Annotated in this window: 19 protein-coding genes; 15 read left to right on the top strand and 4 right to left on the bottom strand. The window is 72.2% G+C overall.

The annotated features are described in order from the left end of the window. Positions 1–23 precede the first annotated feature (23 nt). The 4 genes from ABZ208_RS20945 to ABZ208_RS20930 all read left to right on the top strand — a co-directional run bounded on the left by ABZ208_RS20945 (position 24) and on the right by ABZ208_RS20930 (position 4,601). The gene (locus ABZ208_RS20945) at positions 24–1,388 is read left to right on the top strand and encodes a glutamine synthetase family protein (protein ID WP_356910965.1); all 1,365 of its coding nucleotides are present in this window, start codon (positions 24–26) and stop codon (positions 1,386–1,388) included. A gap of 8 nt (positions 1,389–1,396) precedes the next feature. Then, positions 1,397–2,767, top strand: coding sequence for an aldehyde dehydrogenase family protein (locus ABZ208_RS20940; protein WP_356910964.1), 1,371 nt, complete (start codon positions 1,397–1,399; stop codon positions 2,765–2,767). Positions 2,768–2,773: 6 nt separating this feature from the next. Further along, complete coding sequence (locus tag ABZ208_RS20935) at positions 2,774–3,559, top strand: 3-oxoacyl-ACP reductase (RefSeq protein WP_356910963.1); 786 nt, start codon at positions 2,774–2,776, stop codon at positions 3,557–3,559. 67 nt (positions 3,560–3,626) lie between these two features. Then, positions 3,627–4,601: a DUF2510 domain-containing protein gene (locus tag ABZ208_RS20930; RefSeq protein ID WP_356910962.1), complete on the top strand. Its 975-nt coding sequence runs from the start codon at positions 3,627–3,629 to the stop codon at positions 4,599–4,601. Positions 4,602–4,665: 64 nt separating this feature from the next. On the opposite strand, the gene ABZ208_RS20925 is transcribed toward ABZ208_RS20930, so the two are convergent. Beyond that, positions 4,666–5,844: a MarR family transcriptional regulator gene (locus ABZ208_RS20925; RefSeq protein WP_356910961.1), complete on the bottom strand. Its 1,179-nt coding sequence runs from the start codon at positions 5,842–5,844 to the stop codon at positions 4,666–4,668. Positions 5,845–5,889: 45 nt separating this feature from the next. On the opposite strand from ABZ208_RS20925, the gene ABZ208_RS20920 reads away from it, so the two are divergent. Then, on the top strand, positions 5,890–6,885 hold the full coding sequence (locus tag ABZ208_RS20920; RefSeq protein ID WP_356910960.1) for an EamA family transporter: 996 nt from the start codon (positions 5,890–5,892) through the stop codon (positions 6,883–6,885). A 60-nt stretch (positions 6,886–6,945) separates the two neighbouring features. Here the strand turns inward: ABZ208_RS20920 and ABZ208_RS20915 are convergent, their stop codons facing one another. After that, positions 6,946–8,127, bottom strand: a complete 1,182-nt coding sequence (locus tag ABZ208_RS20915; RefSeq protein WP_356910959.1) for an amino acid deaminase/aldolase — start codon at positions 8,125–8,127, stop codon at positions 6,946–6,948. 967 nt (positions 8,128–9,094) lie between these two features. Here ABZ208_RS20915 and ABZ208_RS20910 point away from each other — a divergent pair. After that, positions 9,095–10,204, top strand: a complete 1,110-nt coding sequence (locus ABZ208_RS20910) for a hypothetical protein (RefSeq protein ID WP_356910958.1) — start codon at positions 9,095–9,097, stop codon at positions 10,202–10,204. After that, entirely contained in the window at positions 10,201–11,373 is a 1,173-nt protein-coding gene (gene mycP / locus ABZ208_RS20905) for a type VII secretion-associated serine protease mycosin (protein ID WP_356910957.1), read from the top strand. The genes ABZ208_RS20910 and mycP overlap by 4 nt, the downstream gene beginning before the upstream one ends. 15 nt (positions 11,374–11,388) lie before the next feature. On the opposite strand, the gene ABZ208_RS20900 is transcribed toward mycP, so the two are convergent. Further along, complete coding sequence (locus ABZ208_RS20900) at positions 11,389–11,991, bottom strand: serine hydrolase (RefSeq protein WP_356910956.1); 603 nt, start codon at positions 11,989–11,991, stop codon at positions 11,389–11,391. A 23-nt stretch (positions 11,992–12,014) separates the two neighbouring features. On the opposite strand from ABZ208_RS20900, the gene ABZ208_RS20895 reads away from it, so the two are divergent. Continuing rightward, on the top strand, positions 12,015–12,749 hold the full coding sequence (locus ABZ208_RS20895; RefSeq protein WP_356910955.1) for an SseB family protein: 735 nt from the start codon (positions 12,015–12,017) through the stop codon (positions 12,747–12,749). A 179-nt stretch (positions 12,750–12,928) separates the two neighbouring features. Here the strand turns inward: ABZ208_RS20895 and ABZ208_RS20890 are convergent, their stop codons facing one another. Continuing rightward, entirely contained in the window at positions 12,929–13,306 is a 378-nt protein-coding gene (locus ABZ208_RS20890) for a DUF1844 domain-containing protein (RefSeq protein WP_356910954.1), read from the bottom strand. A gap of 352 nt (positions 13,307–13,658) precedes the next feature. Between ABZ208_RS20890 and infC the strand changes: the two genes are divergently transcribed. From infC to pheT, 7 genes are all read left to right on the top strand, one after another. After that, a complete protein-coding gene (gene infC, locus ABZ208_RS20885; protein WP_356910953.1) occupies positions 13,659–14,324 on the top strand; it encodes a translation initiation factor IF-3 in 666 nt (221 codons plus the stop codon). 122 nt (positions 14,325–14,446) lie between these two features. Beyond that, positions 14,447–14,641: a 50S ribosomal protein L35 gene (gene rpmI, locus ABZ208_RS20880; protein ID WP_328402625.1), complete on the top strand. Its 195-nt coding sequence runs from the start codon at positions 14,447–14,449 to the stop codon at positions 14,639–14,641. Between the two features lie 104 nt (positions 14,642–14,745). Next, positions 14,746–15,132 carry a 50S ribosomal protein L20 gene (rplT, locus tag ABZ208_RS20875; RefSeq protein WP_328402627.1) on the top strand — a complete coding sequence of 129 codons (387 nt, stop codon included), beginning with the start codon at positions 14,746–14,748 and terminating at the stop codon, positions 15,130–15,132. A gap of 170 nt (positions 15,133–15,302) precedes the next feature. Further along, positions 15,303–16,145 (top strand): RNA methyltransferase, encoded by an 843-nt coding sequence (locus ABZ208_RS20870; protein WP_356910952.1) that lies wholly within the window; start codon positions 15,303–15,305, stop codon positions 16,143–16,145. Between the two features lie 98 nt (positions 16,146–16,243). Beyond that, on the top strand, positions 16,244–17,365 hold the full coding sequence (locus ABZ208_RS20865; RefSeq protein ID WP_356910951.1) for an ATP-binding protein: 1,122 nt from the start codon (positions 16,244–16,246) through the stop codon (positions 17,363–17,365). Positions 17,366–17,501: 136 nt separating this feature from the next. Next, a complete protein-coding gene (pheS, locus tag ABZ208_RS20860) occupies positions 17,502–18,653 on the top strand; it encodes a phenylalanine--tRNA ligase subunit alpha (protein ID WP_356910950.1) in 1,152 nt (383 codons plus the stop codon). Beyond that, on the top strand, positions 18,653–21,163 hold the full coding sequence (gene pheT, locus ABZ208_RS20855; protein WP_356910949.1) for a phenylalanine--tRNA ligase subunit beta: 2,511 nt from the start codon (positions 18,653–18,655) through the stop codon (positions 21,161–21,163). The genes pheS and pheT overlap by 1 nt, the downstream gene beginning before the upstream one ends. Positions 21,164–21,190 lie beyond the last annotated feature (27 nt).

The following is a 21,190-nucleotide window of genomic DNA, read 5'->3' as shown; positions in this document are numbered from 1 at the left end:
CTGATCCAAGGAGGCGTAACCCCGTGGCAGACCGCAAACCCCCGCTCGCCGTCGAGGAGCTGCGCGCCCTCGTCGCGAACGACGAGATCGACACAGTTGTCCTGGCCTTCCCCGATATGCAAGGGCGGCTCCAGGGCAAGCGGTTCGCCGCACCCTTCTTCCTCGACGAGGTGCTGGAACACGGCACCGAAGGCTGTAACTATCTCCTGGCCGTCGACACCGAGATGAACACGGTCGACGGCTACGAAATGTCGTCCTGGGAGCGCGGTTACGGCGACTTCGCCATGCATCCCGATCTCACCACGCTGCGCCGCGTGCCCTGGAACGAGGGCACCGCACTGCTCATCGCCGACCTCGCCTGGAACGACGGATCGCCCGTCGTCGCCGCGCCCCGCCAGATCCTGCGCCGCCAGCTGGAGCGTCTCGCCGAGCACGGCTACACGGCGCACGTCGGCACGGAACTCGAGTTCATCGTCTTCAAGGACACCTACGAGCAGGCCTGGGACCGCAACTACCGAGGACTCACCCCGGCCAACCAGTACAACATCGACTACTCGGTCCTCGGCACCGGCCGGATCGAGCCGCTGCTGCGCCGTATCCGCAACGAGATGGCCGCCGCCGGCCTGACCGTCGAGTCCGCCAAGGGCGAGTGCAACCCCGGCCAGCACGAGATCGCGTTCAAGTACGACGAGGCGCTGGTCACCTGCGACCAGCACGCCGTCTACAAGACCGGAGCCAAGGAGATCGCCGCGCAGGAGGGCGTCTCGCTCACCTTCATGGCCAAGTACAACGAGCGCGAAGGCAACTCCTGCCACATCCACCTGTCCCTCCAGGACGCCGACGGCCGCAGCGTCATGGCAGGCGACGGACCCGGCGGCATGTCGCCCGTCATGCGCCACTTCCTCGCCGGCCAACTGGCCGCGCTGCGCGACTTCTCGCTGCTGTACGCCCCGGGCATCAACTCCTACAAGCGGTTCCAGCCCGGCTCCTTCGCCCCCACCGCCGTCGCCTGGGGCCATGACAACCGCACCTGCGCGCTGCGCGTCGTGGGCCACGGCCGTTCGATGCGCTTCGAGAACCGGCTGCCCGGCGGGGACGTCAACCCGCATCTCGCCGTGGCGGGCCTGATCGCGGCCGGCCTGTACGGCATCGAGCAGCAACTGGAACTGCCCGACGCCTGTCCGGGCAACGCCTACGCCGCCGACTACGAACATGTGCCCACCACCCTGCGCGAAGCCGCCGAGCTCTGGGAGAACAGCGCCCTCGCCAAGGCCGCCTTCGGCGACGAAGTCGTCGCGCACTACCGCAACATGGCGCGGGTCGAGCTCGAAGCCTTCGACGCCGCGGTGACCGACTGGGAGCTGCGCCGCTCCTTCGAACGCATGTGAGGCACCACGTGTCAGAGCCGTACGAACTCGATGTGCTGAACCCCGCGACCGAGGAGGTCGTGGCGACCGTCCCCGGCGCCACCCCCGCGGACGTGGACGCCGCCGTCGCCCGGGCCGCCGCTGCCCAGCGCGTCTGGTCCGCCGCAGCGCCCGCCGACCGCGCCAGAGTGCTGCGCCGCTTCGCCGTCGTCGTCGACGGCCACATCGGTGAACTCGCCGCGCTCGAGGTCCGCGAAGCGGGCCACACCATCGGCAACGCCCGCTGGGAAGCGGGCAATGTCCGCGATCTGCTCGACTACGCCGCCGGGGGAGTGGAGCGGCTGAACGGCCGGCAGATCCCGGTACCCGGCGGCCTCGACATCACGATCCTCGAACCCCTCGGCGTCATCGGTGTGATCGCGCCCTGGAACTTCCCCATGCCGATCGCCGCCTGGGCCACCGCCCCTGCACTCGCCGCCGGCAACGCGGTGATCCTCAAGCCCGCCGAGACCACCCCGCTCACGGCGCTGCGCCTTGCCGAACTCGCCCTGGAGGCAGGACTTCCGGAGCATCTGTTCCAGGTGCTGCCGGGGCGCGGCGACATCGCCGGCGACGCGCTCGTGCGCCACCCGGGCGTGGCGAAGATCGTGTTCACCGGCTCCACCCGGACCGGCAAGCAGATCATGTCGCTCTGCGCAGACCAGGTGAAGCGGGTGACACTCGAACTCGGCGGCAAGAGCCCCAACATCGTCTTCGCCGACGCGGACCTGGAGAAGGCCGTCGCGGCCGCCCCGATGTCCTTCCTGGACAACAGCGGCCAGGACTGCTGCGCCCGCACCCGCATCCTGGTCCAGCGCTCCGTCCACGACCGCTTCCTCGAACTCCTCGCGCCCGCGATCGAGTCGGTCGTCGTCGGCGACCCGGCCGACGAGCGGACCCAGATGGGCCCGCTGATCTCCAAGTCCCAGCTGGAAAAGGTGCGTTCCTACGTCCCCGACGGCGCGCAGGCGATCCGCGGCTCGGCACCCGCCGGGCCCGGCTTCTGGTTCCCGCCGACCGTCCTCACCGGCGTCGACCCCGCCTGTCCGGCCGCCACCGAGGAGATCTTCGGGCCGGTCGCCGCCGTCCTGCCCTTCGACGACGAGGCGGACGCGATCCGGCTCGCCAACGCCACCGACTACGGCCTCTCGGGCTCCATCTGGACCCGTGACGTGGGACGTGCGCTGCGCGTGTCCGGGGCTGTGTCCGCCGGAAATCTCTCCGTCAACTCCCATTCCAGCGTCCGCTACTGGACGCCGTTCGGCGGCTACAAGAGCTCCGGCCTCGGCCGCGAGCTGGGCCCCGACGCCCTCACCGCTTTCACCGAGACCAAGAACGTCTTCATCAGCACGGAGGCCTGAACCACCATGACCGAGACCGAGAACATCTGCCGCCGCCTGGTGGGCCGCACCGCCGTCATCACCGGTGCCGGCAGCGGCATCGGCCTGGCCACGGCGCGCCGCCTTGCCGCCGAGGGTGCCCATGTCGTCTGCGGCGACATCGACGAGAGCGCGGGCAAGGCCGCGGCCGACGAGGTGGGGGGCATCTTCGTACGCGTCGATGTCACCGACGCCGAGCAGGTGGAGGCTCTGTTCAAGACCGCGTTCGACACATACGGCTCCGTCGACATCGCCTTCAACAACGCCGGCATCTCGCCGCCGGACGACGACTCGATCCTCGAGACCGGGCTGGAGGCCTGGAGGCGCGTCCAGGAGGTCAACCTGACGTCGGTGTACCTGTGCTGCAAGGCAGCCATCCCCTACATGCGGCGGCAGGGCAAGGGCTCCATCATCAACACCGCGTCCTTCGTGGCGCGGATGGGCGCGGCCACCTCCCAGATCTCGTACACGGCCTCGAAGGGCGGTGTGCTGGCCATGTCGCGTGAGCTGGGCGTCCAGTTCGCCCGCGAGGGCATCCGCGTCAACGCGCTGTGCCCGGGGCCGGTCAACACCCCGCTGCTCCAGGAGCTGTTCGCGAAGGACCCGGAGCGCGCCGCCCGGCGCTTGGTGCACATTCCGGTCGGCCGGTTCGCGGACGCGGAGGAGATCGCGGCGGCGGTCGCGTTCCTGGCCAGCGACGACTCGTCGTTCGTCAACGCCACGGACTTCCTGGTCGACGGTGGTATTTCGGGCGCGTACGTCACCCCGCTGTAGGCCGTACCGCCGCCGCCTCTAGGGTGGCCGGATGAGCATGACGACCCCTCCCCCTACGCCTGGTGGCGTGGGGGGACCCCCAGGCTGGTACCCGGACCCGAACGCGCCGGCCACCGAACGCTGGTGGGACGGGACCGCCTGGACCGCGCACTCCCGTGCGGCCCAGGCACCGGGGCCGGTACCGCAGGCGGGGTCGCCGCAGGGCCGGCCGCACGGCGTCGGCTTCGGGGCACCGGCCGTGCCCCTGCACCGGCCTGCGGCGACGCCGGGCACCGGCGCCAGGTCCCGCAGCACGCACACGCTCGCGCTGGCGACGGCGGGGGTGGTGCTCGTGGCGGCGGTCGCCGCCGGTGCCGTGCTCCTCGGCAAGGGCAACGGATCCACGCCCGAGGCGACGGGCTCCGTCACGCCGACGGTCACGGCGACGGACGACCCCGAGGACGGCGCCTCCGAGTCCCCCTCGGACGGCGGGGACGCGGCCGAACTCGTCGACCAGTTCAACGGCATCACCATGCCCGTCCCCGAGGGCTGGGAGAAGTCCAACAGCTCCCTCGACCAGGGCACGACGATGCACACCGCCGAGACGTACGAATGTCCCGGCGGAGGCTCGCCGCTCTGCCGTCATGGCCGGGTCTCGTCCCTGACGGCGCCCCAGGCGGACGGCACCTCGGCCAAGGCGGTGGCGGAGAAGGACATCGAACGGGCGGCCGACGAGGTGTACGGCGAGGACGCCATCGGCAACAGCGTCCACGGCGGCATCACTTCCCACACCGTGCTCGACCAGCGCACCATCGCGGTCGGGGGGAGGGCGGGTCATCTGGTGCGCTGGCGTGTGATCACCGGCAAGGGCCCCGGGGGCTATGTCCAGTCGGTGGTCTTCCCCTCGACCGTGGGTACAGAGGCGCTGGTCATGGTCCGCCTCGCCTTCGACGCGGGGCCCGACGCGCCGGAACTCGACGAGATGGACAAGATCGTCGCGAGCATCCGCCCGGTCGGGGACGCGACGAGTGGCGGCGTCGGCAGCAGCATCGGCCCGCGGTAGCGCAGCAGGCGGATGCCGGACCGGGCGACCCGCTCCGGGCATCACGGGCCTACGGGCCCGGAGGTCACGGCGTCTGGTCGGGGCGCGTGTCCGACTGCGCCAGCGCCCGGTACAGCGACGCGACCGAGGGGTTGCGGCCCGCGTTCCGGCCCGTGGTGACGGTCAGCTGTCCGGCGATCTCGGCCACCGGCACGCCCTGTTCGCGCAGCGCGCGGGCGCGCGCGAGCATGGCGTCGTCGATCACCTTCGGCCGCCCGCCGCGGGCGGCCCGGCCCGGCCCGGCCGCCGCTTCCGGCCGCGGGCCTTCCCCGGCGTCCCCTTCCGGCTGCGGTTCCGCCCCGCCCGTCGGCTTTCCCTGTTCGTGATCAGCGGGCCGGTGCTGCTCCAGCTGGGCGGCCGCCGCCAGCACCGCGAAGAATGTGGTCCCCGGCTCGGCCGGGTCATGGACGCCGCTCAGCGGCCCGGCCTGGATCTCCAGCCGCACACCGTACTCGCGCAGCCGGTCGGCGATCGCGGCCAGCTCGCCGGTGCCGCGCGCGAGGGCCCGCAGGTCCGGCACGGCGAGAACCACCTGCTGGTCGGGTGCGGTCCGCCTGATCCCGCGCAGAAGCGCGAGAGCCTTCTCCAGTTCGGGCCGGGCACCCGAGCCACGCTCACCGTCGTACTCGACACGCACGGGCTGTGTCCCCGCCGCGACAGACTCCACGGGAATTTCGCAAAACTCATTCTCATAACCATGCCGCTCCTCGGGAACGGTGTCCCCGAGCGACTCGAGCAGCGAGCGGAGTGCCGCGGCGAGTGCGGCGCGCCCGGAGCCGCTGACCCCGGCGAGCAGCCTGTTCTCCGTCGCGATGTGGTCCGGCAGGGCCCGGTCGATGAGTTCGCGGCCCTCGTCGGTGAGTGCCACGTGCACGACCCGGCCGTCCGACTCGCTCGGCGTGCGGGTCACCAGGCCGCGGGCCTGCAGGCGGTCCAGGCGCTGGGTGATGGCGCCCGATGTGACCATCGCGGACCGCGTCAGTGCGGCGGGTGTCATCCGGTGCGCGGGTCCGCTGCGCCGCAGCGTGGCGAGCACGTCGAACGATGCCGCGTCCAGCCCGTGCGCCGCGAACGTGCGGGCCAGTTCCCCACCGATCAGCCGTGAGCTCCGCGAGAGCCGGCCGATCACCGCCATCGGTGACACGTCCAGATCGGGGCGCTGTGCTCCCCACTGCCTCAGAACGAGATCGACATGGTCTGCCATGGCTCCAGCCTAGCCACTTCCTTAGTGATGAGATACATTCGCTTAGTGTTAAGTAACCAGTTGAGAATCACCTCGGCGACCGCGCTGGCGCCCGCGATCTGGGGCACCACCTACCTCGTCACCACGGAACTGCTGCCGCCCGGCCGCCCCCTGCTCGCCGCGGTCGTCCGGGCACTGCCCGCGGGACTGCTGCTCATGGCCATCACCCGGCGACTGCCGCACGGCGTGTGGTGGTCCCGGGCCCTCGTGCTCGGCGCGCTCAACATCGGTGTCTTCAACGCGCTTCTGTTCGTCGCCGCCTACCGCCTGCCGGGCGGGGTGGCGGCCACCGTCGGAGCCGTGCAACCCCTGTGTGCGGCAGGACTGTCCGCGGCGCTCCTCGGTGAGCGGCTGTCGCTGCGCACGGCGCTCGCGGGAGTCGCGGGGGTGGGCGGAGTGAGCCTGCTCGTGCTGCGGGCGGACGCCCGGCTGGACGGCCTCGGGGTCGCTGCGGCACTCGGCGGGGCACTCGTGATGGCCGCGGGCATCGTTCTGGCGAAGCGGTGGCCCTCGCCCGCGCCGCTGCTCGCCACCACCGGCTGGCAACTCGTCGCCGGGGGACTGCTGATGCTCCCGGTCGCCCTGGCCGTCGAAGGACCGCCGCCCACGACGCTCACGGCGGCGAATCTGGCCGGGTACGCGTATCTCTCGCTCATCGGCGCCGCCCTCGCGTACGCCCTGTGGTTCCGCGGGATCCGCGCGCTGTCCCCGACGGGCGTGTCCTTCCTGGGGCTGCTCAGCCCCCTCGTCGCCACCGCGCTGGGCCTGCTCGTACTCGGCCAGCGACTGACCCCCCTTCAGGTGGTCGGCGGCCTCGTCGTCCTCGCCGCGCTCGTCGCGGCCCAGGGCCGCCGGCAGCGCCGGCGAATACCGGCCCAGCAGACACAGGCCGAGCAGACACGGGACAGGGAAGAAGGACCCCTTCACGTGGCTCACGGTGTTCGGAGCAGCGGGGAACACAGGTCGCCGAGCGGTCGGGGAGGCGCTGTCCCGCGGGCATGAGACCACGGCCGCCGTACGCGACCGAGCGCGTTCCGGCAGGTAGCGCGCCGGCGGAACGCGCTAGAGGAAGGTGAGGCCCTCACCGCGGTAGGTGGGGGCGGTGCCCGTGACCCGGTCACCCTCGATCAGATGCAGCGTGTCGAACCGCTCGCACATCTCCCCGGCCTTGGCATGCCGGAACCACACCTTGTCACCGATCAGCAGGTCGTCGGCGGCGGAACCGAGCAGCGGGGTCTGCACCTCGCCCGGGCCCTCCTGCGGGTCGTAGCGCAGACCCTCGGGGAGATACGGGACCGGCAGCCTGTCCTTGCCGGCCGCGCCCGACGCGGGGTAGCCGCCGCCGAGCACGGTCACCACGCCCACACCGGGGCGCCGCACCACGGGCTGGGCGAACAGAGCGGCAGGACGACCGCTGAACGAGGTGTAGTTGTCGAAGAGCCGCGGGAGGTAAAGACCCGAGCCCGCGGCGATCTCGGTCACCGCGTCCTCCGCGGCGGTGTGCTGGACACTGCCCGTGCCGCCCCCGTTCACGAACTCCAGGCCGGGCGCGACCGCGCGTACAGCCCGCACCACAGCGGCCCGCCGCGCGGCGAGCTCCTTGCGGGCCGCACTCTGCATCAGCCGTACGGCCCGTGAGCGCAGCGGAGATCCGTCGACCGAGTCGCCGACCCCGGCTATGTGCCCCTCGTAAGCCATCAGCCCCACCAGCCGGAAACCGGGCCGGCGGACGACGGATCTGGCCAGCTCGGTCAGTTGGGCGGGCTCGCGCAGCGGAGAGCGCCGCGCACCGATCCGTACCCGGCCGCCCAGGAGCTGGAGCGCGGTGTCCAGCTCCAGACACACCCGGATCTCCTCCGTGCCGCCCGCCCGCGCACCGTCGATGAGTTCGAGCTGCGCGTGGTCGTCGATCATCACGGTCACGGCCGCGGCGAGCTTGGCATCGCCCGCGAGCTCGGCGAAGCCCGAACGGTCCGCCGACGGATACGCCAGCAGTACGTCGTCGAAACCCGCGCGCGCGAGCCACAGCGACTCGTCGAGCGTGAACGACATGATCCCGGCGAACCCGTCCATCGCCAGCACCCGCTCCAGCAGTGCGCGGCAGCGCACCGACTTGCTGGCCACCCGGATGGGCTTGCCGCCCGCTCTGCGCACCAGATCCGCGGCGTTGGCATCGAATGCGTCGAGATCGACGAGGGCGAGCGGGGCGTCGAGATGGGCGGTGGCCCTGTCGAAGCGGGTCATGGCCTGAGCTTGCCAGACCGGAATACCCCGGGGTAGGGGATGTTCTGGGCAGATCCACCGGACCTGCGGGCGCGTGGCCGACGACCTCGGCCGAGCCCGTTAGAGTGACGGGCACGCAGTGGCGAACGGGCCTGCCCCGAAGGGTGATCCGTCGGCGAACGTGAACCGGAACGGGGGCGGAATGAGCACGGAGGCACAGCGCCCGTCGCCGTCGCGTATCTCGGACGCCTTCCAGCCCATGGAGCCGCCGGCCGCGGACGGGGACACGCCACCCGCCTCGTCGAACCAGGCTGTACACCCGGACCGGCACACGGACCCGGCCCCGGACCGGGCCACGCAGACGGTGCCGCCCCAGCCGCAGGCGCGTGTCACGCCCCGGGAGCCCGGCCCGACGCCCGGCCCGGCGACGCCGCGCCCGCCCGCCTCATCTGCCCCGCACGGTCCGACGCTGCCTGCCGCGTCCGCTCCGGACCGCTCCGCACCCGTGGCGTCCGCTCCGGACAGTTCCGCACCCGCGCCTGCGGCGTCCGCTCGGGATCGGTCCACCCCTGGCGCACCCGCGCCTGCGGCGCCCGGGCGCGTGTCCGCTTCGGATACGTCGCCCCGGTCCGCGTCCGTGACGCGTGAGGGTGGGTTCGACGGGCGTACGCCTGCGCCTCCGCACCGGTCTGCCGCGCCTGCGGCCCCCGATCGCGCGCCGTCGCCGAGACCGTCCGCCACCACCCCTGAGCCGTCAGCGCCGCGGGCCCCTGAGGCCCGCCCGGCGAGGTCCGCCCCGGCGGCGGGACAGGCCGCCGCACAGGACGCTCAAGCGCCCGCCGCACCCCCGCGGCCCGCGCCGTACGCTCCGCACCCCGGCGGACCCCCGGCGCCGCCCGCGGCCCCGCCCGTGTCCCGTGCCGAGCCGGGCCCCTCGACCGCGCCTCGCGCCTCCGTCGCTCGCGCGCCCGGGCAGGCGGCACGGTCGGTGCCGCCCGCCCCCACCGCACCGCCCACCCGCGTCCCTCAGGTCCCGCCTGCCCGGCCCACCGCGGACCCGGCCGCCAGGGCAGAGGCCACCGCGCCGTGGGCCCCGCCGAGCACGCCGACGGGATCCGGCTCCGACATCCCTGACGCCGAGACCACCACGCGCCTGCGGCCGATCGGCGGGGCCGGCACCCCGCCGCCCCGGCCACCGCTCCCGCCGCAAGCCCGCCGCAGGCCCGTCGGCACCGTCGACATGACGCCGCGGCCGGGCGCGCCCCGGCCACCCGTCCATGCCTGGGCTCCGCCGGAGACGCCCGCCGAGATGACCACCCGGCTGCGGCCCGTACGCACCCGGCACCCCGCACGCACCGTCAGCGCCGTCGCCTGCGTCGTGCTCGGGCTGGGGCTGATCGGCGGCGCGGTCACCGGCAGCTGGCTGACCGGCAGTTCGAGCGCGGACTCCGCCACCGGCGACCCGTACGCCGAGGCCGGCTCGCTCTGGCACAGCGTCCCCGTGGAAGCTCTGTTCCCCCGCACGCTCAAGGGCACCGACGCGGGCCCCGGCGGCGCCGACCGGGTCTGGACGCGGGTCGCCGTCGCACCCGCCGGCGGCTGCGCCACCGCCCTGGACCCCTTGCTGGTCAAGACGCTGGAGCCGGTCGGCTGCTCCCGCGTGCTGCGCGCCACGTACACCGACGCCACCGCCACCAGCGTCACCACGGTCGGCATGGTCTTCACCAAGGCCGACAAGCAGGGCATGCGGGCTCTGGACGACCGGTTCACCGCGCAGTCGCTCGGGGAGCGCACCGACCTGATGCCCCGGGCGCTGGGAGCCGAGAAGACCGTCGCCGCGAAGTTCGGCAAGAAGCAGCGTGCGAGCTGGACCGTCGACGTGATGACCGAGGCGCCCGTCGTGGTCTACGCCGTGTCCGGCTTCGTCGACGGCCGTACCGTCACCGACCCCCAGCCCGCCGACGAGGCCAAGGCCGCCGGCGCGACCTCCGCGCCCGCGCAGGCCGGCCTCGGCCACGATGCCGACGGAATCGCCACCGCCGTAAAGACCCGGCTGCGCACCGCCTTCACCGCAGCCGCGACGGAGAAGCCCGAATGACCCGCCGCCGCCACCGCGTCGCCGCCCTCCTCGCCGCCGTCTCCTTCGCGCTGCTGCCCGCGACACCGGCCCACGCGGATGCGATCCGGGCCCAGCAGTGGGGCCTCGAGGCCCTGCACACCGAGGAGGCCTGGCAGACCACCAAGGGAAAGGGCATCACCGTCGCGGTCCTGGACACGGGCGTCGACGACCAGCATCCGGACCTGGCCGGATCGGTCCTGCCCGGCAAGGACCTCATCGGCTTCGGGGCCGAGCGCGGCGACCGCGCCTGGGCCCACCACGGCACGGCCATGGCCGGGATCATCGCCGCCCACGGTCATGGCTTCGGCAATGAGTCCGGGGTCATGGGCATCGCCCCCGAGGCCAAGATCCTCCCCGTCCGGGTCATCCTCGAAGGCGGCGACAAGAGCCGCGACCGCGCCCGCAAGACCCGTGGCACCGCTCTCGCCCAGGGCATCCGCTGGGCAGCCGACCACGGTGCCGACGTCATCAACCTCTCCCTCGGCGACGACAGCAAGTCCGCGCACCCCGATGCGGGCGAGGACGCCGCCGTGCAGTACGCACTCTCCAAGGGCGCCGTCGTGGTCGCCTCGGCCGGCAACGGCGGCGAGAAGGGCGACCACGTCTCGTACCCCGCCGCCTACCCCGGGGTGATCGCGGTGACGGCCGTCGACCGCTTCGGCACCCACGCCGCCTTCTCCACCCGTCGCTGGTACGCCACCGTCAGCGCACCCGGCGTCGACATCGTGATCGCCCACCCGGACCGCCGCTACTACCAGGGCTGGGGCACCAGCGCGGCCGCCGCCTTCGTGTCGGGAGCGGTCGCCCTGGTCAGGTCCGCCCACCCGGACCTGAGCCCGGCCCAGATCAAGAAGCTCCTCAGCGACACCGCCCGCAACTCACCCACGGGCGGCCGTGACGACTCCCGGGGACACGGCCTGGTCGACCCCACCGCGGCCCTCGCGGCGGGCGCCGAGCTGCGCCCCGCGCAGCCTGGGACGGCGACCGCGGGCTACGCGAAGCAGTACTTCGGCCCCGGACCCACCCCCGCGGACGAGGACGACTCACCGACCGGCGTACTCGCCCCGGTCGCGGGCGGCCTCGGCGTCCTGATGCTCGCCGCCGCCGTCGCGCTCTGGCGCGGCGGACGCAGCAGCCGTACGCGGTAGGGGCCCGCGGCGTTCTCACCGTTCGGCGCGCATCACCGCCTCCCGCGCCGCCGCCTCGACGCACGCGACACCCGACTCCTTCGTCGGATGACCGTCCGAGAGAACCGCGATCAGGCTGCCGCCCGCCTGTCCCACCGAGTGGACGACCCACAGACCGGTCGCACGCATCGGCATCCAGCCGTTCTTCAGCGCCCACGGAGCGCCCGCCGCCGACACGCCCCAGTCCTGCCCTGGGACCACCTGCCCCATCAGGGACCGGAGATACGCGTGGTGCCCCTCGAACACCGCCCGCAGCAGGGTGAGCTGATCGCGTGCCGTCGTCCGGGTCAGGCCCCATGCCCGGTCCGCCACGGTCTCGCCCAGCCCCAGGCGCGCAAGGGCCGCATCGAGCCCGGCCGCCCCGCCGATCCGCTCCCACAAGGCTGTCGCGGCGTCGTTGTCGCTGCTCACGATCATGGCCCGGGCCCATTCCCGCTCCTGCTCGGGCAGCGGTTCCTCCAGCGCCGCGAGGATCGCGATCTTGACGATGCTGGCGCACGGATACGTCCGCTCGTCGCCGTACACCAAGGGCTCGCCGCTCCCCGCGCGCAGGACGGCGACCGAGACGCTGGCACTCATGGACAGGAGGTTAGGCTCGACGCGTGGCGCTCAAGAACATTCCCGACCCCGGTTTCTCCGACGACGACGGCACGGCCGACCCGGCCCTCGAGGCGGCACTCGCCGCCTGGGCCGAGGACAGCTCGGCCGAAGAACCGGTGCTCGAAGCGCTCAAGGGCGCGCGGCTGCTCGTCCCCGTCGTCGCCGTACTCGGTGAGGTGGAGGAGGACGAGAACGGCCTGCGCCGCGAGAAGACCAGTGACATGGCCGTTCCCACGCTGACCGCCGGCGACCGCCGGGCCCTGCCCGCTTTCACGTCGATCGCCTCGCTCGCCCGCTGGAACCCCGAGGCCCGCCCGGTGGCCGTGCCGCTGCACCAGGCGCTCCAGGCCGCCGCGCACGAGAAGGCGGACACCCTCGTCATCGACCTGGCCGGGCCCGTTCCGTACCAGCTGGCCGGCCGGGCGCTGCTCGCGCTCGCCGAAGGCCGCACCAGCACCGACCCGCTGGCCGATCCGGCCGTCACCGGCGCCGTACGGAACGCGGTCGCCGCCGAGCCGACGGTGCTGCGGGCCCATCTCGTCCGTGGCCGGGACACGGACGGCACGCTCGCGCTGGTGCTCGCCGCGGACGCGGTCCCGGCCGAGGCCGGCCGGCGCATCGCCGCGGCGCTGGCGGCCGACGACGTACTGAGGGCCCGCCTGGTGCGGGGCCTCGACCTGGCACTGCTGCCTGCCGAGGCCACCCCTCCGGGCGAGCCCCTGTTCGTCCGCGTCTAGGCCCTGTCCGGGCGATCCTGTCGGGCCCGCGGCGACAGCTGCGGCACCTCGCTGTGTTGCCCTGTCGGACCTGGGGAGACCCCATGCCTCGGCCCTGTCGGACCTGGGGGACCCCACGCAGCCGACCACGCCGCAGGCTGATCCTCGAAGATCGCCCGGACAGGGCCTGGCCGGGCGGGTCAGCCGTAGACCGGGCCTGTGTACTTCTCGCCGGGGCCCTGGCCCGGCTCGTCCGGCACGAGCGACGCCTCGCGGAACGCCAGCTGCAGCGACTTCAGTCCGTCACGCAGCGGCGCCGCGTGGAAGGAGCTGATCTCGGTGGCGCCGGCGTCCAGCAGACCGGCCAGCGCATGGACCAGCTTGCGGGCCTCGTCCAGGTCCTTGTGGTCCTCGGCGTCCTCGGTCAGACCGAGCTTCACGGCGGCGGCGCTCATCAGATTGACCGCGACCGTGACGATCACCTCGACGGCGGGGACCTCGGCGATGTCGCGGGTCATGGCGTCGAAATCGGGGGCCTCGTCGGGGGAGGACTCTTGGGGGGAGGTCGCGTCACTCATGACGCACACGATATGCCCCGCCGCCCGGGCCACCGCCGCGGCCACCGGTTAGCCCCTTCCGCCGGGAGCTGCTAACCTTGTGTGACGACCGGCTGGACACCTGCGTGCCCAGCCCACAAGTGGAGGCTCCGATCTCCCACCTGGCCGCTCTCAGGGCGGCGGGTCACCGGTCAGGCGGCGCCCATCGTTCCGTACGGACGATGGAGTCGCCCGATGTGCGCCCCGCGGTTGACCGCGGCGGTGTTCCGGTATTCCAAGGAGCATCCGCCTGTGTCCCGTCCGGGGCATTTTTCGTGTTCCGGTGCGGTTGGTCCGTTGAAACAGACGTTACGCGGCTGTCTGCCAGGCGGTCGTGTGGTGCTACTTAGGAGGATCCATCAGCGCCGAGCCCCGCATCAACGACCGAATTCGCGTTCCCGAGGTGCGACTTGTCGGTCCCAGCGGCGAGCAGGTCGGGATTGTTCCGCTTGCCAAGGCCCTGGAGCTTGCGCAGGAGTACGACCTCGATCTGGTCGAGGTCGCGGCGAACGCCCGTCCGCCCGTGTGCAAGCTCATGGACTACGGGAAGTTCAAGTACGAGTCGGCCATGAAGGCCCGTGAGGCGCGCAAGAACCAGGCGCACACGGTCATCAAGGAGATGAAGCTCCGGCCGAAGATCGACCCGCACGACTATGACACCAAGAAGGGTCACGTCGTTCGGTTCCTCAAGCAGGGCGACAAGGTCAAGATCACGATCATGTTCCGTGGTCGTGAGCAGTCCCGCCCCGAGCTCGGCTTCCGCCTGCTGCAGCGTCTCGCCTCGGATGTCGAGGACCTCGGCTTCATCGAGTCGAACCCGAAGCAGGACGGCCGGAACATGATCATGGTTCTTGGCCCGCACAAGAAGAAGACCGAGGCCATGGCCGAAGCCCGGGAGGCCCAGGCCGCCCGCAAGGCCGGACGCCAGCCGGGAGAGTCGGCGGACCAGAGCGCCGAAGCTCCGGCCGAGGCACCTTCCGACACACCTTCCGAGGCCTGACCACTGGGGCTGCCATCCAGGCGGCCCCGGGTCCTGCCCGGAATCCACAAACCAAGATCTGACGCTCCCGCTGTCCGGTGTACCCACCGGGGGAGCGCCACTGATGAGGAGATAACGGCGCGATGCCGAAGAACAAGACGCACAGCGGTGCCAAGAAGCGCTTCAAGATCACCGGCTCCGGCAAGGTGCTCCGTGAGCGCGCCGGCAAGCGCCACCTGCTCGAGCACAAGCCGTCCACGCTGACGCGTCGCCTCAGCGGCAACGCTGAGATGGCTCCGGGCGACGCCAAGAAGATCAAGAAGCTTCTCGGCAAGTGACGTCCGCCGTCCCCACTGCGGGGGACGGGACGCCGAGACCGGGACCTATTCGTTTCCGGGCCGTGTGACCACAGACCACGGCCCCGCTACAAGGAGTTAAACAAGTGGCACGCGTCAAGCGGGCAGTCAACGCCCACAAGAAGCGCCGGGCGATCCTCGAGCAGGCCAGCGGTTACCGCGGTCAGCGTTCGCGCCTGTACCGCAAGGCCAAGGAGCAGGTCACCCACTCCCTGGTCTACAACTACAACGACCGCAAGAAGCGCAAGGGCGACTTCCGTCAGCTGTGGATCCAGCGCATCAACGCCGCTGCCCGCCAGAACGGCATGACGTACAACCGCCTCATCCAGGGTCTGAAGGCCGCCAACGTCGAGGTGGACCGCAAGATCCTGGCCGAGCTGGCCGTCAACGACGCCAACGCGTTCGCCGCGCTCGTCGAGGTTGCCCAGAAGGCGCTTCCGAGCGACGTCAACGCCCCCAAGGCTGCCGCCTGACGGGTCCGTTGATCCGGATGTGACCGGACCCGCAGGCCGCGCGGCCTGCGGGTCCGGTCACGTTTGGTGTTGTTCTCGGGGGTGGCCCCCCGAACCCCCGTCGGCCGCCAGGGCGGGGGCACCCCCGTATCCGGGCCCCGGCCCGGACCGAGTCAGAGAGCCGCAGGCACATGCCGACCCCCGAGCTGATCTCCCCGCGTTCCCCGCGTGTCGCCGCCGCTCGGCGGCTCGCCAAGCGCAACTTCCGCGGGAAGGACCAGCTGTTCATCGCCGAGGGGCCGCAGGCCGTGCGCGAGGCCGTCGCCCACCGCGGGCCCGGCGGTGAGGCCACGCTCGTCGAGCTGTTCACCACCGTCGAGGCCGCCGAGCGCTACGCGGACATCGTCGAGGCCGCCCGCGCCACCGGCGCCCGGGTGCATCACGCCGCAGACAGCGTGCTTGCCGAGGTCTCCCAGACCGTCACCCCGCAGGGTCTGGTCGGCGTCTGCCGGTTCCTCGACTCGCCGTTCGAGGACATCCTGGCCGCCCGCCCCCGGCTCGTCGCCGTACTCGCCCACGTACGCGACCCCGGGAACGCCGGTACCGTGCTGCGCTGCGCCGACGCCGCGGGCGCCGACGCCGTCGTGCTCACCGACGCCTCCGTCGATCTGTACAACCCCAAGTCCGTGCGGGCATCGGTCGGTTCGCACTTCCATCTGCCGGTGGCCGTCGGTGTACCCGTGGAACAGGCCGTGCGGGGCCTGCGGGACGCCGGGGTCCGTGTCCTCGCCGCCGACGGCGCGGGTGACCGCGACCTCGATGCCGAGCTCGACGCCGGCACCATGGGCGGCCCCACCGCGTGGATCTTCGGCAACGAGGCCTGGGGCCTGCCCGAGGAGACCCGTGCGCTGGCCGACGCCGTCGTGCGCGTACCGATCCACGGAAAGGCCGAGAGCCTGAACCTGGCGACCGCCGCCGCCGTATGTCTCTACGCCTCAGCACGAGCCCAGCGAGCCGGCGGCGCCACCCGTTGAGCGGACCACTCGCTCAGGGGGTCCGCTCCGTCACAAGGAGCTAGTAGGGTGGCGGGCTCGGGGGCCCACTCGGCAGCGGAGAGGTGGGGTACGGGGATATGACCGTCGGGACCAGCAGGCCGACCCAGGCGCAGGCGGCTCTCCTGCGCCGATCCGGCAGTCCCGAGCTGCCCGGGATCGACCCCGACGACCTTCCCGACGGACTCGTCGTCGCCGACGAGACCGGCCACGTCGTCTGCTTCAACGCCGCCGCCGTACGCATCACCGCCGTCGCCCGGGCCGACGCCATCGGACTGCCGCTCGAGCGTGTGCTGCCGCTGGAGGATCTCAAGGGCCGCCGCTGGTGGACCCTGACCGATCCGTACGGCGGACTCGCCACCCGCGTCGGCCAGCCGGAGCGCAATCTGCTCCTCCCCGGCGGCCGTGAGGTCCTCGTCTCCGCACGCTATGTACGCGACGTCCCCACCGGCCCGCTGCGCCGGCTCGTGGTCACTCTGCGCGGCACCGAGGCCCGGCGCCGTACCGAACGCAGCCACGCCGAACTGATCGCCACCGTCGCCCACGAACTGCGCTCGCCGCTGACCTCCGTCAAGGGCTTCACCGCGACGCTGCTCGCCAAATGGGAGCGTTTCACGGACGACCAGAAGCGCCTGATGCTGGAGACCGTCGACGCCGACGCCAACCGTGTCACGCGGCTGATCGCCGAGCTCCTCGACATCTCGCGGATCGACTCCGGACGGCTCGAGGTGCGCCGCCAGCCCGTCGACATGCCCGCGGCCGTCAGCAGGCACGTCCAGGCCCACATAGCCGGCGGCCAGGCTCCCGACCGGTTCTTCGTACGCATCCGGGAGCAGCTGCCCGACCTGTGGGCCGACCCCGACAAGATCGACCAGGTACTCGGCAACCTGCTGGAAAATGCGGTGCGCCACGGCGAGGGAACCGTCACCATCGAGGTGGCGCCGGCCGCGGCGAAGAACGACGAGAAAGGCACGGCGGTCACCGTGAGCGATGAAGGCCCCGGCATCCCCGAGGAGTCGATGGGCCGTGTCTTCACCCGCTTCTGGCGGGGGAGCAAGCGCGGTGGCACCGGTCTCGGCCTCTACATCGTCAAGGGCATCGTCGAGGCGCACGGCGGGACGATCACCGTCGGCCGAGGGGCCGGCGGCGGCGCCGAGTTCCGATTTATCCTGCCCGTCGGCACTCCGGCATATCTCCAGTAGAGATCGCCCGAGCCGCCCGCGGGCTCATTCGCCTCCCCATACCCCGTTAGACTCGACCTTTGGCACCTTTGCGTCCTCGGTCGTCCTTGGTCGACGTGCGGGGTCCCCAGCCAGCCCATCGGAAGCACGGGAAGAGATGTCCGCACCCAATAAGTCGTACGACCCCGTTGAGGTCGAGGCACTGAAACCGGAACAGATCGAGCGCATGCGGGACGAGGCGCTCGCCGCCTTCGCCGCCGCAGACTCCCTCGAGGCGCTCGCCCACGCCAAGGTCGCGCACACCGGCGGCACCTCACCCCTCTCGCTCGCCAACCGTGAGATCGGCGCACTGCCCCCGCAGGCCAAGGCCGAGGCCGGCAAGCGCGTGGGCCAGGCCCGCGGCCAGGTCAGCAAGGCGCTCGCCGCCCGGCAGGCCGAGCTCGAGGCCGAGCGCGATGCCCGGGTGCTCGTCGAGGAGGCGGTCGATGTCACGCTGCCCTACGACCGCATCCCGGCCGGTGCCCGCCACCCGCTGACCACGCTCTCCGAGCGCATCGAGGACGTCTTCGTGGCCATGGGCTACGAGGTCGCCGAAGGCCCCGAGGTCGAGACCGAATGGCTGAACTTCGACGCGCTCAACATCGCCACCGACCACCCGGCCCGCGGCGAGCACGACACCTTCTTCGTGCAGGGCAGTGGCGACACCACCCAGACCGAGGACTCGGCAGGAGGAAGCCAGGGCTCCGGCGTCGTGCTGCGCACGCACACCTCGCCCGTGCAGATCCGCTCCCTGCTCGACCGTGAGCTGCCCGTCTATGTCATCTGCCCGGGCCGCGTCTACCGCACCGACGAGCTGGACGCCACGCACACCCCGGTCTTCCACCAGGTCGAGCTGCTCGCCGTCGACGAGGGCCTGACCATGGCGGACCTCAAGGGCACCCTGGACCACATGGTCCAGGCGTTGTTCGGCGAGGGCATGAAGACCCGGCTGCGCCCGAACTTCTTCCCGTTCACCGAGCCGTCCGCCGAGATGGACATGGTCTGCTACGTCTGCCGCGGCGAGTCCGTCGGCAACCCGGACCGCCCCTGCCGCACCTGCTCCAGCGAGGGCTGGATCGAGCTCGGCGGCTGCGGCATGGTCAACCCGAAGGTGCTCACGGCCTGCGGCGTCGACCCCAGCAAGTACAGCGGATTCGCTTTCGGGTTCGGCATCGAGCGAATGCTGATGTTCCGCCACAACGTCGAAGACATGCGAGACATGGTCGAGGGTGACGTCCGGTTCACCCGGCCGTTCGGGATGGAGATCTGATGCGGGTCCCGCTTTCCTGGCTGCGGGAGTACGTCGACCTGCCGGAGACGGAGACCGGCCGCGACGTCCAGGCCAAGCTCATCTCCGCCGGCCTCGAGGTCGAGACTGTCGAGCGGCTCGGCGCAGGCCTGAAGGGCCCGCTCGTCGTCGGCCAGGTGCTGACCATCGAGGAGCTGGAGGGCTTCAAGAAGCCCATCCGCTTCTGCACCGTCGACGTCGGCCAGGCCAACGGCAGCGGTGAGCCGCAGGAGATCGTCTGCGGCGCGCGCAACTTCTCCGTCGGCGACAAGGTCGTCGTGGTCCTCCCGGGCGCCGTACTGCCCGGAGACTTCGCGATCGCCGCGCGCCAGACGTACGGCAAGACCTCACACGGCATGATCTGCTCCGGCGACGAGCTCGGCATGGGCGACGACGGCAGCGGCGGCATCATCGTCCTGCCGCCCGAGTACGAGGTGGGCACCGACGCGATCGAGCTCCTCGAGCTCGTCGACGAGGTCCTCGACATCGCGGTCACCCCCGACCGGGGCTACGCGCTGTCGATCCGCGGCGTCGCCCGCGAGGCCGCCATCGCCTACGGTCTGCCGCTGCGCGACCCGGCGCTGCTCGACGTGCCCGGCCCGAACTCGTACGGACACGTGGTCAACGTCTCCGACCCGGTCGGCTGCGACCGGTTCACCGCGCGCACCGTCGTCGGCCTGGAGCCCGAGGCCCGTTCCCCGATCTGGCTGCAGCGCAGGCTGCAGAAGGCCGGGATGCGCCCGATCTCGCTCGCCGTCGACATCACCAACTACGTGATGCTGGAGCTCGGGCAGCCGCTGCACGCCTACGACCGCTCCCGTCTCGACGGGCCGATCGGGGTGCGCCGCGCCGAGCCCGGCGAGAAGCTCACCACCCTGGACGGGGCCAAGCGCGTCCTGGACGCCGAGGACCTGGTCATCACCGACAACCGCGGCCCGATCGGCCTCGCGGGCGTCATGGGCGGTGCCAACACCGAGATCGCGGACCACGACGACACCGCCGGGGCCACCACCGAGGTCGTCATCGAGGCCGCGCACTTCGACCCGGTCGCCATCGCCCGGACCGCGCGCCGGCACAAGCTGTCCTCCGAGGCGTCCAAGCGCTTCGAGCGCGGCGTCGACCCGCTGGCCGCGGCCGCCGCCGCGCAGCGCACCGTCGATCTGCTGGTGCTGCTCGCCGGCGGCACCGCCGACGGCGGCGTCACCGAGGTCGTCGCGCCGTACGCGCCGCGTACGATCACCATGCCGGCGGACCACCCCGACCGCGTAGCGGGTGTCGCCTACGGCCGCGAGAGCGTCGTACGCCGCCTCCAGGAGGTCGGCTGCGACGTCTACGGGCAGGACGAGCTGGTCGTCACCGTGCCGTCGTGGCGCCCCGACCTCGCCCAGCCGAACGACCTCGCCGAAGAGGTCATCCGGCTCGAGGGGTACGAGAACCTTCCGTCCACGCTGCCCACACCGCCGTCCGGCCGCGGTCTGACCGCACGCCAGCGGCTGCACCGGCGGGTCGGCCGGGCGCTCGCGGGCGCCGGCTACGTCGAGGCGCCGAACTATCCGTTCATCGCCGAGAAGGTCTTCGACCAGCTCGGCCTGGACGGGGACGACGCCCGTCGCCGGGTCGTCCGGCTCTCCAACCCGCTGTCCGACGAGGAACCGGCGCTGCGCACCACGCTGCTGCCCGGCCTGCTCGCCACACTGCGGCGCAACAACGGCCGTGGCAGCCACGACCTCGCGCTGTTCGAGACCGGACTGGTCTTCCGGCCGACCGGCGACGAGAAGCCGGCCGTGGTGCTGCCGGTCGACCGCCGCCCGACCGACGCGCAGATCGCCGAGCTGGACTCGGCGCTGCCGCGCCAGCCGCGCCGCGCCGCGGTCGTCCTCGCGGGCGCCCGCGAGCAGGCCGGCTGGTGGGGCAAGGGAAGGCCCGCCGAATGGGCGGACGCGATCGAGGCGGGCAGGCTGCTCGCCCGCGAAGCGGGTGTCGAGCTGACCGTGCGGGCCGACCAGCACGCGCCGTGGCACCCCGGGCGCTGCGCCGCGCTGTTCGCGACCGTCGACGGCGAGGAGACGCTCATCGGCCATGCCGGTGAGCTGCACCCGCGGGTCGTCAAGCAGCTGCACCTGCCGGAGCGCACCTGCGCCATGGAGATCGAGCTCGATCTGCTGGAGCAGGCCGGGGGCATCGTCGAGGCTCCGCGGATCTCCACCTTCCCGGTGGCGACCCAGGACGTCGCGCTGGTCGTCGCAGAGGACGTGCCCGCCGGCGATGTGGAAGCCGCACTGCACGAGGGCGCGGGCGAACTGCTGGAGTCCATCCGGCTGTTCGACGTCTTCACCGGCGAGCAGCTGGGCGAGGGCAAGAAGTCCCTGGCGTACGCGCTGCGCTTCCGTGCCGCGGACCGCACGCTGACGGTCGACGAGGCGTCGGCCGCCCGTGACGCCGCCGTCGCGCTCGCCGCCGAGCGCACCGGCGCGGTGCTGCGCGGGGCCTGAGCGGCCGTTCGCCGATGAGGGGCGCAT

This window comes from Streptomyces sp. NPDC006208, assembly GCF_040613775.1.
Lineage (GTDB): Bacteria > Actinomycetota > Actinomycetes > Streptomycetales > Streptomycetaceae > Streptomyces.
The sequence above is the reverse complement of the archived record's forward strand: the minus strand, read 5'-3'. Positions and strand labels throughout refer to the sequence as shown.

What these genes read in the sequence shown, in the direction of transcription:
- ABZ208_RS20915 (WP_356910959.1), bottom strand. Translation starts at nt 8,127, where the DNA reads ATGACCCGCTTCGACAGGGCCACCGCCCATCTCGACGCCCCGCTCGCC.
- mycP (WP_356910957.1), top strand. Translation starts at nt 10,201, where the DNA reads ATGACCCGCCGCCGCCACCGCGTCGCCGCCCTCCTCGCCGCCGTCTCC.
- ABZ208_RS20935 (WP_356910963.1), top strand. Translation starts at nt 2,774, where the DNA reads ATGACCGAGACCGAGAACATCTGCCGCCGCCTGGTGGGCCGCACCGCC.
- pheS (WP_356910950.1), top strand. Translation starts at nt 17,502, where the DNA reads ATGTCCGCACCCAATAAGTCGTACGACCCCGTTGAGGTCGAGGCACTG.
- ABZ208_RS20870 (WP_356910952.1), top strand. Translation starts at nt 15,303, where the DNA reads ATGCCGACCCCCGAGCTGATCTCCCCGCGTTCCCCGCGTGTCGCCGCC.
- pheT (WP_356910949.1), top strand. Translation starts at nt 18,653, where the DNA reads ATGCGGGTCCCGCTTTCCTGGCTGCGGGAGTACGTCGACCTGCCGGAG.
- rpmI (WP_328402625.1), top strand. Translation starts at nt 14,447, where the DNA reads ATGCCGAAGAACAAGACGCACAGCGGTGCCAAGAAGCGCTTCAAGATC.
- ABZ208_RS20900 (WP_356910956.1), bottom strand. Translation starts at nt 11,991, where the DNA reads ATGAGTGCCAGCGTCTCGGTCGCCGTCCTGCGCGCGGGGAGCGGCGAG.
- ABZ208_RS20890 (WP_356910954.1), bottom strand. Translation starts at nt 13,306, where the DNA reads ATGAGTGACGCGACCTCCCCCCAAGAGTCCTCCCCCGACGAGGCCCCC.
- ABZ208_RS20925 (WP_356910961.1), bottom strand. Translation starts at nt 5,844, where the DNA reads ATGGCAGACCATGTCGATCTCGTTCTGAGGCAGTGGGGAGCACAGCGC.
- ABZ208_RS20865 (WP_356910951.1), top strand. Translation starts at nt 16,244, where the DNA reads ATGACCGTCGGGACCAGCAGGCCGACCCAGGCGCAGGCGGCTCTCCTG.